Source organism: Shewanella sp. S1-49-MNA-CIBAN-0167 (assembly GCF_040310145.1).
In the GTDB taxonomy this organism is placed as follows: domain Bacteria; phylum Pseudomonadota; class Gammaproteobacteria; order Enterobacterales; family Shewanellaceae; genus Shewanella; species Shewanella psychromarinicola.
The window spans coordinates 16,065-31,265 of record NZ_JBEOPO010000019.1 but is presented as its reverse complement, the minus strand read 5'-3'; the positions used below and the strand labels follow the sequence as shown (position 1 = coordinate 31,265).

The window sequence follows — 15,201 nt, the reverse complement described above, 5'->3', positions numbered from 1 at the left end:
TATCATGGTTCAAAAAAAACGTAACCCGTTAGATGATGGACCCGAGTGGACATTTGATTTACTAAAACAATATCAACAAGAAATAGAAAAAGCAGCGGCTTTTTTTAAGCTTGATACTTACCCGAATCAAATTGAAATCATTACTGCAGAACAAATGATGGATGCATATGCAGGTATTGGGATGCCGATTGGTTATACTCATTGGTCATTTGGAAAACGTTTTATCCAAACAGAACAAGGCTACAAACGTGGTCAAATGGGCTTGGCGTATGAAATTGTTATCAATTCAGACCCCTGCATTGCCTATTTAATGGAAGAAAATACCATCACCATGCAAGCGTTAGTTATGGCTCATGCTTGTTATGGACATAATAGTTTTTTTAAAAATAACTATTTGTTTAACACTTGGACTGATGCAAGCTCTATTATCGATTACTTAGTATTTGCTAAAAATTATATCCGTGAATGTGAATTACGTTATGGTGTTGAACAAGTCGAACTGATCTTAGATTCTTGCCATGCATTAATGAATTACGGTGTTGACCGCTATAAGCGTCCTGCTGAAGTGTCATTTAAAGAAGAACAAGCAAGACAACAAGAGCGAGAGAATTATTTACAGAGCCAAGTAAATGACTTATGGCGAACGCTGCCGACATCACCACAAAAAGACAACCTTAAAACGACAGCCATTTTCCCCAGCGAACCCCAAGAGAATATTTTATATTTTATTGAAAAAAACGCGCCATTATTAGCCTCTTGGCAACGTGAATTAGTGCGCATTGTACGTAAAATGGCACAGTATTTTTATCCACAAAAGCAGACCCAAGTCATGAATGAAGGTTGGGCGACTTTTTGGCATTACACTATCCTGAATCACTTATATGATACAGGTAAAGTCACCGACCGTTTTATGCTCGAATTTTTACAAAATCACACCGCGGTAGTCGCACAACCGGCCTACAATAGTCCTTCTTACAACGGAATTAATCCTTATGCATTAGGGTTTGCAATGTTTATCGACATCAAACGAATTTGTGAAACGCCAACGGATGAGGATAAAAAGTGGTTCCCAGATATAGCAGGTAGCGATTGGCTCACTACGGTTCATTTTGCCATGGAGCACTTTAAAGATGAGAGTTTTATTAGCCAATATTTATCACCCAAAGTGATCCGTGACTTTAAATTATTTGGCGTTTTAGATGACCAAAAACGCAGTCAACTTTCAATATCAGCCATTCATGATGATCAAGGTTATCAAGACATTCGCAACATTTTATCGCAACAATATAACCTGTCGAATATAGAGCCCAATATTCAGGTGCAGAAAGTGCAAGTTGACGGTGATCGATCTATTATCTTACGGTACATTCCATTTGACAACATTCCGCTCGCAGACAACCATCAAGAGGTATTAAAACATTTGCATCGGTTATGGGGGTTTAACGTCACATTAGAACAAATTGATGACTCAGGCGACGTTAGCACACTCTCTACTTGCCCTGAAACAAAAGAGTACAGCATATCCACCTGACCTAACTAAGCACAGATATTGAGCCATAATTAACAGATAAAAAAACCAATCAATGTGATTGGTTTTTTTATATCTATGATTCGATATCCCAAGCGGATTAAGCAAGGATCATGATTCACAACTAACGTTAATTAGCTATTATCATGACCCATTTCAGCGGGCAAATCATCGCGCAGCTTTTGCCACATTTTGCCACTTTCAATACCATTAATACGCATTAGCGAAGGCACATCAGTATAATTTTTGTCTTTAGCTAGCGTTTCAAGTTTAAGATAAAAACGCATGGTTAATTCACGCGCTTCTTGGCTTGAAAAGTAATAGCGTCCAACACGATTGTAAAGGCCTTTGAATCCATTTAAAATCAAAACATACAATGGGTTGCCTGATGCAAAGGCTAATGTATGATGCAACTGATAATCAAATTCAGCATACGCTTCAGCCTCATTTTCTAAGCTGTGAATACCGGCCAAGACTTCAACCACTTTTTCGGGATTGTGACGGATTGATGCCCGAAAATATATGTTACTGACGTTACCACGAGCAGCCATTAGTTGATCGACTAATAATGGAAAACCATCAGGATTTAAATCAGCAATCGTCCCTAAAATATTCAACCCAGACGTTTCCCAAAAGTTATTCACTTGGGTAGGTTTACCATGTTGGATTTTCAACCAACCATCTCGAGCAAGACGTTGTAGCACTTCTCTTAACGTCGTGCGAGTAACACCGATAAGTTCAGAAAGCTCACGTTCAGCAGGTAAAATGGAACCAGGTGGAAATTTGTTTTCCCAAATGGAACGAACAATATATTTCTCGGCAAAACTTGCTGGCCCTTTGGCATTGATGATCATCAGCCTTCATATCCTATTGCTAAACAATGACGAAACTATTATTACTGATCATACCAGAGCGGTGGAAAATAAAAACCATTGTTTAATCACCACTCTCTTAACGATTGATTTTCGAACAACTCTAGTCTATTCAAATGTCATTAATTGAATGCACATCACATTAAACCACTGTAATCATGAACATATCAGCAATTTAAGTCATAAAACCAAACAGATTTAGTATATACTGATGTAGATATTTTATTATCTTTATGTTGTTTTTTTTACCAAATAACAACGTTACAATTCGATTTTTTTTAGGCTACACTATCGATAAAATAACAGCCATGCAGCGTTAGCCACATACATTCTTGTACTAACTCATTGTTTGCTATATCAAGATATCGTTATTAAACAGAAAATAATGGGTCATAATCCTCTATTTATCGAATGGCATTTTAACTCAATTAACCAAAAATTGATTTTTATCAAGTTTTCGAATGTGAGTTGCCTCTATTCTTCCGAATCTGTTAAACATAATGATGTGTTGTAAGCTATCAAATATGGTATCCATACCGTCACAATAACAATATCGGAGAGGCTACTATGCCTGTAACCAGAGGTAAGGCGTTGTTTGTCAATTTTTTAGGCAAATCACCTAAATGGTACAAATACGCAATTTTGGCGTTTTTAGTAATTAATCCCCTGCTGTTTTTTTATGTCAGTCCATTTTTCGCCGGCTGGGTTTTAGTGGTTGAATTTATTTTCACCCTTGCCATGGCGCTTAAATGTTATCCATTGCAACCCGGTGGTTTGTTAGCCATACAAGCCGTAATTATCGGTATGACATCTGCCTCACAGGTTCTTCATGAAATTGAAGCCAACTTAGAAGTTTTATTACTCTTGATCTTTATGGTCGCCGGTATTTACTTTATGAAACAGTTACTACTGTTCGTATTTACCAAAATGATCACAAAAGTGCGTTCTAAAATTATCGTGTCCTTGATGTTTTGTATTGCATCAGCTTTTTTGTCTGCGTTTTTAGATGCCTTAACGGTCATCGCGGTTATTATTGCTGTTGCAGTAGGTTTTTACTCTATCTATCACAAAGTCGCGTCAGGCAAGAGTTTTAGTGATGGTAACAGTGACGATGCTAGTCATGACCATACTTCTGAAACAACTGGACAGCTTGACCACGATGAATTGGAAGCGTTCCGAGCCTTTTTACGTAACTTATTAATGCACTCAGGTATTGGTACCGCGTTAGGTGGTGTATGTACCATGGTTGGTGAACCACAAAACTTGATCATTGCTGCGCAGGCCCATTGGCAATTTGGCGAATTCTTTCTACGAATGTCCCCAGTGACCATGCCTGTATTGGTTGCGGGTATATTGACTTGTTTTCTTGTCGAAAAATTCAAAGTTTTTGGTTATGGCGCTCAATTACCCGACGCTGTACACCGTATTTTATCTGATTATGCAGCCCATGAAGACTCGCACCGAACAGATCAAGATAAAATGAAACTGGTTGTCCAAGCCTTAATTGGTGTTTGGTTAATTGCAGGCTTGGCACTTCACTTAGCTTCTGTTGGCCTCATTGGTTTATCTGTTATTATTTTAACCACTGCATTTAATGGCGTTACTGATGAACATGCGCTCGGAAAAGCTTTTGAAGAAGCACTGCCTTTCACTGCATTATTAGCGGTATTTTTTGCCATTGTTGGTGTGATCATTGACCAGGATCTGTTTGCACCAGTTATCCAGTGGGCATTAGGTTATGAAGGAAATATGCAGTTAGTGATTTTCTACATTGCTAACGGCTTATTGTCTATGGTCAGTGATAACGTGTTTGTGGGTACTGTTTACATTAATGAAGTAAAAGCTGCATTGATGAGTGGCCAAATCACTCGAGACCAATTTGACTTGCTTGCGGTGGCGATTAATACCGGTACTAACCTGCCTTCAGTAGCAACGCCGAATGGACAAGCTGCATTCTTGTTCTTGTTAACGTCGGCTATAGCACCGTTAATTCGCTTGTCTTATGGCCGTATGGTATGGATGGCTTTACCTTATACCATTGTATTATCTATTGTCGGTGTATTGGCTATTGAAACCGGTTTCTTAGTCGATATGACTAATATGCTCTATGAAACTCAATTATTAATCCACCACTCAGCCAAAGACATCACTGGTGCTGCAATGGGTCATTAATTAAATCTCGTTATTGGACTTAGCAGTTAAATTATCTTAAAGTCTCTACAGTCTATTAGAACACCCTCATTTGAGGGTGTTTTTTTCTATCACAACGTTTATTAGGAACTGAAATTGTCGCAATTACAGCAGTTTTGTCGTAGCCGTATTTCTTGGGGTTTATTGTTATTATCCGCTATTGGGCTAGAGTTAGCGGCCCTATTTTTTCAATATGGCATGGATCTAGCGCCTTGTGTGATGTGCATTTACATCCGAGTTGCGGTACTCGGTATTTTTCTGGCTGGGCTTATAGGCATGCTACAACCTGAAGTGTGGTTTTTACGCCTAGTAGGTATGGTCGGTTGGGCAATCTCTGCTGTGTGGGGCTTACAATTAGCGTATGAATTAAATGATATGCAGGTTAATCCGTCACCTTTTGCTACTTGCTCTTTTTACCCTGAGTTCCCCAGCTTTATGCCATTGGACACATGGTTGCCTTCAGTATTCTCGCCGACAGGCATGTGCAGTGACTCACCATGGTCATGGCTTTCTGTTAGCATGGCCCAGTGGATGATGGTTGGTTTTGCTGTTTATTGTGTAATCTGGTTATTAATGTTGTTGCCGGCGCTTAAACCAGCAAGATAAACCAGCAAAAGTAAGCGTGAAGAGTAAATTAAGCATCAAAAGACCTCATTGAGGTCTTTTGGCTTTTATAGCCTTTGCTGGGCTTAAGATAGGGCGGATTAGGTTATAACCGGACTATTTCAGCTATTTATATCCCGAACAGGTGTTTTATTGCACTTATTATTCAATGTCCAATAATGGCCACAATACAATACAGTCTTCTAAATATTTCACTTTCATTTCATTGACGGTTTTGCCTTGTACCGAAATACCAGCGCTGTGCATGGCCTCTTTACTTCCTGTCAGCAACGGATGCCAACTCGGTAAACCTTTACCAAGATGCAAGCGACGGTATGCACAACTGTCAGGTAACCAAGTCAACTCAGCGATATTTTCTGGAGTAATAGCTGTACATTCAGGAACATAAGTAAAGCGATCAAGGTAACTACGGCAACCACAGGTGTCGTTGTCTAATAGATGGCATGCTGCCTTAGTGTAATAAAGTTCATCGGTATCATCATCGATGATTTTATTTAAACAGCATTTACCGCAGCCGTCACAAAGTGACTCCCATTGTTCGGGTGTCATGTTTTCTAAAGGTGTGGTTGTCCAAAACTGAGTCATCATTTTCTATCTATAGTAACTTTTTATCGAAATTTGACCGCATTTTACACCGAAAACACCTCAGTTTACTGTTTAATTCTCTCAGAGAGGTAAGTTATCGCTAAGGTATCGTACAAAGTGTCATTGAATTGATGCAATAAACGGAAGTTATCGTACACCAAATATAAGCGCCCTTTCGGTCCATCAGGCACAATTAATGACACATCCATGTCGTTTCGTTGCGGTAAGTCATTACCATTGAAGCGTCTGACACCGTAGGCTTGCCACTGTGGGAATGTGTGATGAGTGCTTAAACCATGCAAATTAGGATCTAACATCATGGTGGCTTTTACCTGTCGCCCCCATGTAGAATCATATTGCCACCCTTGTTGGTGCAACATATTCGCCGTTGATGCAAAGGCATCATCCATGCTGTTCCAGACATCGATTATACCGTTATTGTCGGCATCGACACCGTACTTTAGTAATTGGCTCGGCATTATTTGCATCTGTCCCATCGCCCCAGATGAGGAACTGAGCAATAAATCCTCAGTTATATTTGTCTGCTCGATTAACTTAAGCGCAGCAATAAATTCGTTAATGTAGAATGCTTCTTTATCACCTTTATATGCGAGTGAGGCTAATACAGATAGTCCAGGGAAACGACCCGGACGCTCTCCAAAACGAGAGTTCATGCCCCATAACGCCATAAGGAAACGAGGCTGAACTTGATAAGTTCGACTCAAGTCATTTATTTGGGGTTCATGCTGCTGAAACATCGCTCTAGCGGTGCTGACAGTAATTTCTGGAACAGCTTGGGGGATAAAGTACTCTAAGGATGTCGATGGTTGTAAGTCGGTGCTGAAATTGGCTTTTTTGAATATTTTAATATTAGCAATATAGCGTTCTGCTGTAAGTTGATTAACGCCAGCGGCTATCGACTTCTGTTGAAGCTGTAACAGGTAGTCAGTAAATTCACGATGGCTGTATTCAGCCATCAAGATATTAGAACAAAAGAAGTAAAAAAATACGCTTAAAATGATTTTTTGAATCATATTAGTCTTGATTACTCCTTTGAGAATGAGCTTATTTCTTAAGGGCTACTGTCTTAAGAGCTAATTCTTGTTTGTGTTGTTCGAGTAAATTAACTTGCGGTGGCGGTATTTGTAAGTAAAAGCCTTGTTCAGCCAATGCAGACTTCACTTTGTTAATATCAGCGATACCTAAGTGAGTTCGTTTAGATAATGGGACAATCATTACTAATGTAGGCGTGCCGAACATTTCCATTAACGACTCAGGAACCTCATCAAAAACATCACGTTTTTTAACAAAAAGGTAAGTATCTGCTCTTCGACCACTTTTATATACTGCACATATCATTTTAGTGTAAATTTCCAAAGGTTCAAACTTGATAGTCAACTGAGCACACTATAACATGGTGAGACAAGAAAATAATTGTAAATCAGTTTATCACTGAAGTATTGGAGAATCACGCCGAGATGGCTAAAGAAAATCTCGAATTAAAGGCCACGTCTTTTACATTGTCAGTGCTGCATATTAATCATAACGATCTCGATATCATAGCATCTGAATTAGACTCAAAATTGGCTCAAGCTCCTCAGTTCTTTTTGGGCGCACCCTTGGTATTAAATTTATCTGCCATTCAGCATTCCCACATAGATTTCAATGCGCTAAAACAATTATTAATTGACCGAAATCTTATTATTGTTGGCATTACCGACGCAAGCCCAGCGCAAATTGAACAAGCAAAGTGCATGGCTATTGCCGTGGTAAAGTCGGGCAAACAAGCCCGTAAAGCAGAGTTGCCTAAACGGGCAACCAAAATTATTAAGCAAAATGTGCGTTCTGGACAACAAATATACGCACAAAATGCTGATTTAATCATTTTTGGTGCGGTTGGTAATGGCGCAGAAGTCATTGCAGATGGTAGCATTCATATATATGGCGCTCTTCGTGGCAAGGCCATGGCTGGCGCAGCGGGAGATAATCAAAGTGTGATTATCGCTAACTCGTTAGAAGCAGAATTAGTATCGATTGCTGGACAGTATTGGTTGACTGAACATTTGCAACAATACGATCTAAGCCAAAGAGGCTGTGTTCGCCTTGATGGCGCATCCCTCACTGTTGAATCATTGCCCCAATAATCGGCAAATACAAGGACATAAAAATAAATGGCACAAATTATTGTTGTCACATCAGGTAAAGGCGGTGTGGGTAAAACAACATCCAGTGCAGCAATTGCCACCGGATTGGCCTTAAAAGGAAAAAAAACCGTTGTTATCGATTTTGATATCGGTTTACGCAACCTTGATTTGATAATGGGTTGTGAACGCAGAGTTGTATATGATTTTGTCAACGTTATCAATGGTGAAGCCAATTTAAACCAAGCATTAATTAAAGATAAACGCTGTGATAAACTGTTTATTTTACCCGCGTCTCAAACACGCGATAAAGATGCGCTAACGAAAGAAGGCGTGGGTCGAGTACTTGACAATTTAACAAAAGATTTCGATTATATTGTGTGTGATTCCCCTGCGGGGATTGAACAAGGTGCAATGATGGCACTTTACTTTGCTGACATTGCGATTGTGACCACCAATCCAGAGGTTAGCTCAGTACGTGACTCTGACCGTATTTTAGGTATGCTACAGAGTCGCTCACGTCGTGCTGAATTATCTCTGGAACCGATTAAAGAATATTTACTGTTAACTCGCTACTCTCCTGCCAGAGTCAGAACAGGTGAAATGCTCAGCGTTGAAGATGTGAAGGAAATCTTAGCCATTGAATTGCTAGGTGTGATCCCTGAATCTCAATCGGTACTGAAAGCATCAAACTCAGGAGTACCAGTCATTATTGATCAAGAAAGTGATGCAGGTTTAGCATACGGCGATACCGTTGCGCGCTTATTAGGTGACGATGTGCCGGTTCGATTTATCACAGAAGAAAAAAAGGGATTCCTTAAAAGGATATTTGGGAGCTAATTATGTCGATACTTGATTATTTTAGAAGCAGTAAAAAGCCCAATACCGCATCATTGGCAAAGGAACGATTACAAATTATTGTGGCTCATCAGCGTGGAGAACGCGGTATACCTGATTATTTTCCAAAGATGAAACAAGAAATCATCGAAGTTATCCGAAAATATGTCCAAATATCAGAAGACCAAGTGTCTGTGCAGTTAGACCAAAATGACGACAATTTATCGGTTTTAGAGCTTAACGTCACCTTACCTGATACTAAGTAACTATCACTGGTTGAGATTAAATCGCTAGGACAAAATAACAAAAAGGATACTTGCAGCAATGCAAGTATCCTTTTTAGTTTGATGATCTTATTGCATTAATTGAAACGTACTCGCGCTAGCAAATCACCGATCAACATTCCTCGCCAACCACTTAGTAGCAAAGGTGTTGAGGTCGTTTTATTATTGAAAAGCCATAACAAAAACTCATGAATATGGCGTTTAGAACCAACAAATTCTAATGCAACATTTTCTCGCTCACATAATTCAGTCAAGACGTTCTTAACCTCTTTAAAAGCTGATTTATAACCAGATTTAAGCGCAACAATATCAACTTCTTCAGGTAGATTAACTAAATCTGCAGTCGCCATTACCGTTAATAAGTCTTTGCCATGAATACGTTTTTCTTGATCCGTTAAATCATTTAATTGAGCTAATTCTGCTAACGTGGTCGGTTGTTTTTTGGCTAATGCAATTAATGCATGATCTTTTACCACAAAACCGAGCGCAAGATTACGGCTTACCGCTTTGTTTAAGCGCCATTTAGCCAATACTTTTAAATAGGCTAATTGCTGACTCGATAGCTGAAAGGCATTTTTTACTTTAAGGTAAACGCTGTCGCCTTCTGGCAATGACAAACGCCCTTCAGTCATGCGCTGACCTTCTTCAAACAACCATTCAATACGATTGTTTGCCGCAAGTTTCTCTTGGAGCTGTGGATATAATTGATACAAATAAAACACATCATTGGCTGCATAGTGTAATTGTGCTTCAGTGAGTGGACGTTTCATCCAATCGGTACGTGACTCGCCTTTATCTATTTCAACTTGCAAGCATGCATCGACTAGTTTGGCATATCCTAAACCGTGGCCGAAACCGGCAAGACTAGCAGCTATTTGGCTATCAAATAATGGGCTAGGTTGGCATTCACCGTAATGAGCAAACACCTCAAGATCTTCACTGCATGAATGCACTAACTTAACAACATTCGGGTTAGTTAATAATTGCCAAAAAGGGCTTAAATCGGTAATCGCGACCGGATCAATTAATGCTAAGGTCTTGCCATCGTAGGCTTGAATAAGACCTAATTTAGCATAATAGGTTCGAGTGCGGACAAACTCAGTATCGAGCACCAATAAGGTGCTTTGTTGGTATTGTTCAACTAATGACAATAAGCTGGCATCATCATTGATATATTCAAACGTTAACAAAATAGGCTCCGCTAAAAAGAGATGTGGGCCATGGCAGTCAACTGAGAATAGCTAAGCATAAAAAAAGCCGGCTCAGTTGCCGGCTTTGATTTTACGCTTTGGTAACTTCATCTCGAAGTTGTCGGCGTAAAATTTTACCCACATTGGTTTTCGGTAATTCGTCTCTAAATTCTACCAGCTTAGGAACTTTATATCCCGTTAAATGATGACGGCAGTGCTTAATCAGCTCTTCTTCGGTTAATGATTTGTCTTTTGCGACCACAAAAATCTTTACTAACTCGCCACTGGCATCATTGGGAACGCCAACAGCAGCGACTTCAATCACTTTAGGGTGTAAGGCAACGACCTCCTCCACTTCATTCGGGAATACGTTAAAACCTGACACTAAAATCATGTCTTTTTTACGATCAACAATGAAAAAGAAACCTTTTTCATCCATGTAACCAATATCGCCTGTTGCTAACCAACCATCTTTATCAATTACAGTAGCTGTTTCTTCCGGACGGTGCCAATAGCCCAGCATGACTTGAGGGCCTTTAGCATATAACTCGCCAGTTTCGCCTTGAGCCAATACCTTTGAGTCTTCATCCCTGATTTGAATAAAGGTCGATGGTGCAGGAAAACCAATCGATCCATTATAACCACTGAGGTTATATGGGCAGCAAGTCACTAAAGGCGATGCTTCTGTTAAACCATAACCTTCTAATAAACGTGTCTTAGTCAGATTTTGCCATTTATCGGCGACCGCGCGTTGTACGGCCATACCACCGCCAATCGACAGTTTTAAGCCAGAAAAATCAAGTTGGGTGAATTCTTCATTGTTCACCAAAGCATTGAATAAGGTATTAACACCGGTCAATACGGTAAACGGGTACTTTTTCAATTCAGCCACAAATGCGGGAAGATCGCGAGGATTGGTGATAAGTAAATTTTTGCTGCCTTTGTGCAAAAACAGCAAACAGTTAACCGTAAGGGCAAAAATATGGTACAGCGGCAAGGCTGTCACCACAAACTCAGTGCCATTATCAAGGGCTGGAGAGTAAGCACCATTGGCCTGTAAAACATTACTCACCACATTTTTATGGCTTAGCATTGCGCCTTTAGATACCCCGGTTGTGCCACCGGTATATTGTAAAAAGGCTAAATCAGCACCCGTAATATCCGCTTTAATATACTGCAGACGACGACCTTTTGATAAGGCATCGCGAAACGATAATGCATGAGGTAAATGGTATTTGGGTACTAATCTTTTAATGTATTTAACGACAAAATTCACTAAGGTGCGTTTCGGTGCACTAAGTTGATCACCAAGATTGGTAATAATGACCGATTCAATAGGTGTTTGAACGACAATCTTTTCTAAGGTATGAGCAAAATTTGACACCACTACAATAGCTTTCGCACCTGAATCGACTAGTTGATGCTTTAATTCCCGCGGAGTATAAAGTGGATTAACGTTAACCACCACCATACCCGCGCGTAAAACACCAAACAGAGCAATAGGATATTGCAACAAATTGGGCATCATCAGGGCAACACGATCACCTTTTTTTAAATGCAGTTCGTTTTGTAAATAAGCTGCAAAAGCTCGACTGCGTTCTTCGAGTTTACGGTATGTGATCGTCGCACCCATGTTAATAAACGCAGGTTGGTCGGCATATTTTGCTACTGAATCTTCAAACATATGTACTAAGGAACTGAATTGAGATGGGTCAATTTCGGCCGGAACATGTTCAGGTAAATTATTAATCCAAGGCTGGTCCACAAGTGTCTCCTAATAATACCCACTGTGCTAAGACGTGCATACCCCGTCAGTGGTAAAATATTTTATTGTCTGCGTATCATTAATATTGTTATCGCAGGCTTTATTATGATGCTTATCGTGACCGAAATCATACAAGCGTTTTAATTTTCGACTATAGTCACATAAATAATCGAAAAATAATAGCGATTTCAACCAGTGTTAACGGCTATTTAGAATAAATGCTCCAATCGATTCGGCCACCTGTTGGGCATTTCCCATATGAAGGTGATGGTCTCCGGATAAATGTACTATTTCAATATGGGTAAACCATTTATTGGCTTGATCTGTTGATGCGGTTAATTGTTTATAGCCATCATGGCCAATAATCAGTAAAGAAGGCGTGTCACTGGTGGTCATCAGCGCATCTACCTGATCAAACGTAAATCGGTTCAGCGAATCTAACTTTAATCTAGGGTCACTGCGCCAATGATATTGTCCATCAGTGAGCGCCATATTACGCTTGGTGATCAGTGCACACCATGGCAATGCCAATCCAGTCAGTTGATGCCGAGCTTGAACCGCAACGTCCATAGAGGAATATGTCGGAGCGGGTCTGGCTAATTGACGATTAAAACGTTGTTGTTGCAGTAAACCTTTACGTAAGCGATCTTTAGCTTGGCTGGAAGACTCTGATAATGGTGCAAGTGCTTCTATTAATATAAGTTTATGGATGTTTTCAGCAAGACAAGCATTATAAGCTGACGCCACTATGCCGCCAAGCGAATGACCCAATAAAATAATCGGCCCGGTATCTTGTGCGATAGCATGGATCACGGCTTGCAGATCATAAATGTAATCGACCCAATGCAATGGATAGCGCCCTGGACGGTGATCTGATAATCCATGTCCAGGCCAATCAATGCACATTAGTTGAAATGTATCGAACAAACCTTGATCGGCAAAAGCCTGTGCTAAGGGAATAAAACTGTCTGCATTGTCAAGCCAGCCATGCAAAGCCAATATCATCGGCTTACTAGCATCACCATAGCGTTTCGCAGCAAGGGTTATATGAGCCAACGGCAATTGAATCTCGGCGACGTTAACGTTCAACATGATGGGCTCACTTTACAAAACGAATTGATCTAAATTGAGAGCGGAGACGGGGTCATGGCTTAATCATCTGCTTAACTATCCACTTACAGGTCAGCTTTTCACAGCAAACGTGCACTTTGTACCGCTAACATGCCGAATTACCATGACAATAGTGAATCTATTGCATGTACATTCAATATGACTCAAAGTGCTATTTTAGATGCGTTTACTATTTCGTGTTCAGATTATTTAGCCGCAGTTTTGGTAAACTTAAGTGTCATACGATCACTTTCACCAATATCAAGGTATTTTTGTTTATCTTGATCGCCCATCGCTAAACGGGGTGGTAATGTCCACACACCTTTGGGATAATCTTTGCTGTCTTTAGGATTGGCATTTAATTCTGAGTTCGCAGTCAGTTCAAAACCGTATTTATTGGCAAGTTCAACCATTTGATTTTGTTCCATATAACCACTTTCTGCAGCCATCCCCACGTTTGCTCTGTGCTCGACGACCCCTAATGAACCTCCGACTTTTAACACGTCATAAGCGGCTTTAAATACACCTTCTAACTCACCTTTCATGGCCCAATTATGCAAATTACGGAATGTTAATACGTGGTCTGCAGAGTTATCTTTGCCTAATGAAAATTTAGCCGGTGGATCGAGGGTTACAAACTGAACATTGCCAACGCTCGCTTTGTTGTCACTCACCCATTTTTCAAATTTAACACCGGCTGATTTATAATAAGCCGTCTGACGGTTATCTTCTGCAGGCTTAGTTTCAAAATTGGCGGCAACATATTGACCTTTTGAGGCTAAATAAGGCGCAAGAATTTCAGCATACCAACCACCACCCGGCCATAACTCAATAACCGTCTGTTCAGGCTTTACATCAAAAAAAGCTAATGTTTCTGCAGGATGACGATATTGATCACGCAGTTTATTTTCTGTAGACCGAAATTCGCTGGCCACCGCCTTAGCAAGCGCAGCATTGACCTGCGGCGCCGTCACTTTTTTATCGGGCATACTATCGGCTGCGTATATTGCGGTCGACATACCTAAACTTGATAAGCCAATTAAGGCTCCTAACATCATGTTACGTTTCATTTTGACACTCCCTTTTTTCGACCCACTTTACGCCAGCAGAGCCACAACATATAGCCACTAAATGCTAGCCATGACATTACCCACAACCATGCTGGTAGCCAAGTCATTTTAGCTAACAAAACCGCATCGCCTTGGCTGCTTAACCCCAATAACACCATTGGACTGGCCATGGCGTTTAAAATAATCATCAGGCCTAATATACGCAGCAAGGTGTTTAATAGGCTACTATTTTTTAATTTAAGTGGTAACAAAAAAAGTATTATCAAGACGCTAAGAATAATAATTGTTAACAGATCACGAGCCCAGAAAAGTAACGAAGCCGCCACTGTTATGGCTAACAGGGTGAGTGTAAACCGGATAGTCTGTTTTTGAGTAGCCATGAGGAAGATTGTATATCCCCACAATGCGGCACCAAAATAACCGGCATAAGCAATTAATATGCTACTGCCGCCTTGACTAAAACAAAGGCCTGCACCGTTTGGAAATAATTGAATATGACTGACCGAGCCACCCGTCATTAACGTCGCGATGCCATGAGATAATTCATGGAAATAGCTTTCAAACCATTTAAAAGGAATAGAGATATACGGAAATCGAGTTAATAAAAAAGCCAGCAGTAATTCAATCATAAAACGGCTGCGACTGGGTATTGCAGACCACGATACATTAGGCATATAAATCAATACCAACCATTTGTTGAATTTCGTCTCTTTTAACAAAATGCTGTGTAGACAAATATTGCGCTATGGCACCACGTTGACTATGGGTATCACGATCATATTCAACACGTGCCTGCTGTTTAGCCGACAAGGTTAAATCATCAACAATGACCAAGTTACGGGTTTCAATGCCTTTAACTTCACGGTCTGAAGCAAAAGGGTTGATAATAATAGGTTCGCGGGCCGCAATGATCGGTCGATTTCCGGCAACAGTTTGACTCAGACTGATAGGGCCTGATTGATTATTGACCATTAATAATGCTGCATTTATCGTCATTAACGATAC

The 15,201-nt window shown here is 40.2% G+C and carries 16 protein-coding genes; 6 read left to right on the top strand and 10 right to left on the bottom strand.

The features are described 5' to 3' along the window. The first annotated feature begins 4 nt into the window (after window positions 1-4). A complete protein-coding gene (locus tag AAEZ00_RS10645) occupies window positions 5-1,531 on the top strand; it encodes a SpoVR family protein (RefSeq protein ID WP_124011659.1) in 1,527 nt (508 codons plus the stop codon). Between the two features lie 131 nt (window positions 1,532-1,662). On the opposite strand, the gene fadR is transcribed toward AAEZ00_RS10645, so the two are convergent. Further along, entirely contained in the window at window positions 1,663-2,382 is a 720-nt protein-coding gene (fadR, locus tag AAEZ00_RS10640) for a fatty acid metabolism transcriptional regulator FadR (RefSeq protein WP_101031923.1), read from the bottom strand. Window positions 2,383-2,967: 585 nt separating this feature from the next. Between fadR and nhaB the strand changes: the two genes are divergently transcribed. Together nhaB and dsbB are read left to right on the top strand one after the other, a co-directional pair. Continuing rightward, window positions 2,968-4,572, top strand: a complete 1,605-nt coding sequence (gene nhaB / locus AAEZ00_RS10635) for a sodium/proton antiporter NhaB (RefSeq protein WP_124011660.1) — start codon at window positions 2,968-2,970, stop codon at window positions 4,570-4,572. 114 nt (window positions 4,573-4,686) lie between these two features. Next, window positions 4,687-5,196 (top strand): disulfide bond formation protein DsbB, encoded by a 510-nt coding sequence (gene dsbB, locus AAEZ00_RS10630; protein WP_124011661.1) that lies wholly within the window; start codon window positions 4,687-4,689, stop codon window positions 5,194-5,196. Between the two features lie 159 nt (window positions 5,197-5,355). Here the strand turns inward: dsbB and AAEZ00_RS10625 are convergent, their stop codons facing one another. The 3 genes from AAEZ00_RS10625 to AAEZ00_RS10615 form a co-directional block, all read right to left on the bottom strand. Beyond that, on the bottom strand, window positions 5,356-5,802 hold the full coding sequence (locus AAEZ00_RS10625) for a YcgN family cysteine cluster protein (protein ID WP_101031926.1): 447 nt from the start codon (window positions 5,800-5,802) through the stop codon (window positions 5,356-5,358). Window positions 5,803-5,864: 62 nt separating this feature from the next. Continuing rightward, window positions 5,865-6,833 carry a lytic murein transglycosylase gene (locus AAEZ00_RS10620; protein WP_124011662.1) on the bottom strand — a complete coding sequence of 323 codons (969 nt, stop codon included), beginning with the start codon at window positions 6,831-6,833 and terminating at the stop codon, window positions 5,865-5,867. Window positions 6,834-6,864: 31 nt separating this feature from the next. Continuing rightward, entirely contained in the window at window positions 6,865-7,158 is a 294-nt protein-coding gene (locus tag AAEZ00_RS10615; protein WP_101031928.1) for a YcgL domain-containing protein, read from the bottom strand. Window positions 7,159-7,277: 119 nt separating this feature from the next. Here AAEZ00_RS10615 and minC point away from each other — a divergent pair, with 119 nt between their 5' ends. From minC to minE, 3 genes are read left to right on the top strand one after another with little or no spacing between them, the layout of a single operon-like run. Then, the gene (gene minC, locus AAEZ00_RS10610) at window positions 7,278-7,943 is read left to right on the top strand and encodes a septum site-determining protein MinC (protein WP_101031929.1); all 666 of its coding nucleotides are present in this window, start codon (window positions 7,278-7,280) and stop codon (window positions 7,941-7,943) included. Between the two features lie 27 nt (window positions 7,944-7,970). Next, complete coding sequence (minD, locus tag AAEZ00_RS10605; protein ID WP_101031930.1) at window positions 7,971-8,780, top strand: septum site-determining protein MinD; 810 nt, start codon at window positions 7,971-7,973, stop codon at window positions 8,778-8,780. A 2-nt stretch (window positions 8,781-8,782) separates the two neighbouring features. Further along, window positions 8,783-9,043 carry a cell division topological specificity factor MinE gene (gene minE, locus AAEZ00_RS10600; RefSeq protein ID WP_101031931.1) on the top strand — a complete coding sequence of 87 codons (261 nt, stop codon included), beginning with the start codon at window positions 8,783-8,785 and terminating at the stop codon, window positions 9,041-9,043. Window positions 9,044-9,138: 95 nt separating this feature from the next. On the opposite strand, the gene rnd is transcribed toward minE, so the two are convergent. The 6 genes from rnd to AAEZ00_RS10570 all read right to left on the bottom strand — a co-directional run bounded on the left by rnd (window position 9,139) and on the right by AAEZ00_RS10570 (window position 15,192). Further along, on the bottom strand, window positions 9,139-10,251 hold the full coding sequence (gene rnd, locus AAEZ00_RS10595) for a ribonuclease D (RefSeq protein WP_351088631.1): 1,113 nt from the start codon (window positions 10,249-10,251) through the stop codon (window positions 9,139-9,141). A gap of 91 nt (window positions 10,252-10,342) precedes the next feature. Then, window positions 10,343-12,016, bottom strand: coding sequence for a long-chain-fatty-acid--CoA ligase FadD (fadD, locus tag AAEZ00_RS10590; protein WP_124011664.1), 1,674 nt, complete (start codon window positions 12,014-12,016; stop codon window positions 10,343-10,345). Window positions 12,017-12,214: 198 nt separating this feature from the next. Beyond that, complete coding sequence (locus tag AAEZ00_RS10585; protein ID WP_124011665.1) at window positions 12,215-13,108, bottom strand: alpha/beta hydrolase; 894 nt, start codon at window positions 13,106-13,108, stop codon at window positions 12,215-12,217. 224 nt (window positions 13,109-13,332) lie between these two features. Then, on the bottom strand, window positions 13,333-14,196 hold the full coding sequence (locus AAEZ00_RS10580; protein ID WP_101031935.1) for a class I SAM-dependent methyltransferase: 864 nt from the start codon (window positions 14,194-14,196) through the stop codon (window positions 13,333-13,335). Then, window positions 14,193-14,870 carry a M50 family metallopeptidase gene (locus tag AAEZ00_RS10575; RefSeq protein ID WP_124011666.1) on the bottom strand — a complete coding sequence of 226 codons (678 nt, stop codon included), beginning with the start codon at window positions 14,868-14,870 and terminating at the stop codon, window positions 14,193-14,195. Before AAEZ00_RS10575 ends, AAEZ00_RS10580 begins: the two co-directional genes overlap by 4 nt. Continuing rightward, a complete protein-coding gene (locus AAEZ00_RS10570) occupies window positions 14,863-15,192 on the bottom strand; it encodes a hypothetical protein (RefSeq protein WP_124011667.1) in 330 nt (109 codons plus the stop codon). Before AAEZ00_RS10570 ends, AAEZ00_RS10575 begins: the two co-directional genes overlap by 8 nt. Window positions 15,193-15,201: the final 9 nt, after the last annotated feature.

What these genes read in the sequence shown, in the direction of transcription:
- AAEZ00_RS10645 (WP_124011659.1), top strand. Translation starts at nt 5, where the DNA reads ATGGTTCAAAAAAAACGTAACCCGTTAGATGATGGACCCGAGTGGACA.
- fadR (WP_101031923.1), bottom strand. Translation starts at nt 2,382, where the DNA reads ATGATCATCAATGCCAAAGGGCCAGCAAGTTTTGCCGAGAAATATATT.
- nhaB (WP_124011660.1), top strand. Translation starts at nt 2,968, where the DNA reads ATGCCTGTAACCAGAGGTAAGGCGTTGTTTGTCAATTTTTTAGGCAAA.
- AAEZ00_RS10625 (WP_101031926.1), bottom strand. Translation starts at nt 5,802, where the DNA reads ATGATGACTCAGTTTTGGACAACCACACCTTTAGAAAACATGACACCC.
- AAEZ00_RS10620 (WP_124011662.1), bottom strand. Translation starts at nt 6,833, where the DNA reads ATGATTCAAAAAATCATTTTAAGCGTATTTTTTTACTTCTTTTGTTCT.
- AAEZ00_RS10615 (WP_101031928.1), bottom strand. Translation starts at nt 7,158, where the DNA reads ATGATATGTGCAGTATATAAAAGTGGTCGAAGAGCAGATACTTACCTT.
- minC (WP_101031929.1), top strand. Translation starts at nt 7,278, where the DNA reads ATGGCTAAAGAAAATCTCGAATTAAAGGCCACGTCTTTTACATTGTCA.
- minD (WP_101031930.1), top strand. Translation starts at nt 7,971, where the DNA reads ATGGCACAAATTATTGTTGTCACATCAGGTAAAGGCGGTGTGGGTAAA.
- minE (WP_101031931.1), top strand. Translation starts at nt 8,783, where the DNA reads ATGTCGATACTTGATTATTTTAGAAGCAGTAAAAAGCCCAATACCGCA.
- AAEZ00_RS10585 (WP_124011665.1), bottom strand. Translation starts at nt 13,108, where the DNA reads ATGTTGAACGTTAACGTCGCCGAGATTCAATTGCCGTTGGCTCATATA.
- AAEZ00_RS10580 (WP_101031935.1), bottom strand. Translation starts at nt 14,196, where the DNA reads ATGAAACGTAACATGATGTTAGGAGCCTTAATTGGCTTATCAAGTTTA.
- AAEZ00_RS10575 (WP_124011666.1), bottom strand. Translation starts at nt 14,870, where the DNA reads ATGCCTAATGTATCGTGGTCTGCAATACCCAGTCGCAGCCGTTTTATG.
- AAEZ00_RS10570 (WP_124011667.1), bottom strand. Translation starts at nt 15,192, where the DNA reads ATGACGATAAATGCAGCATTATTAATGGTCAATAATCAATCAGGCCCT.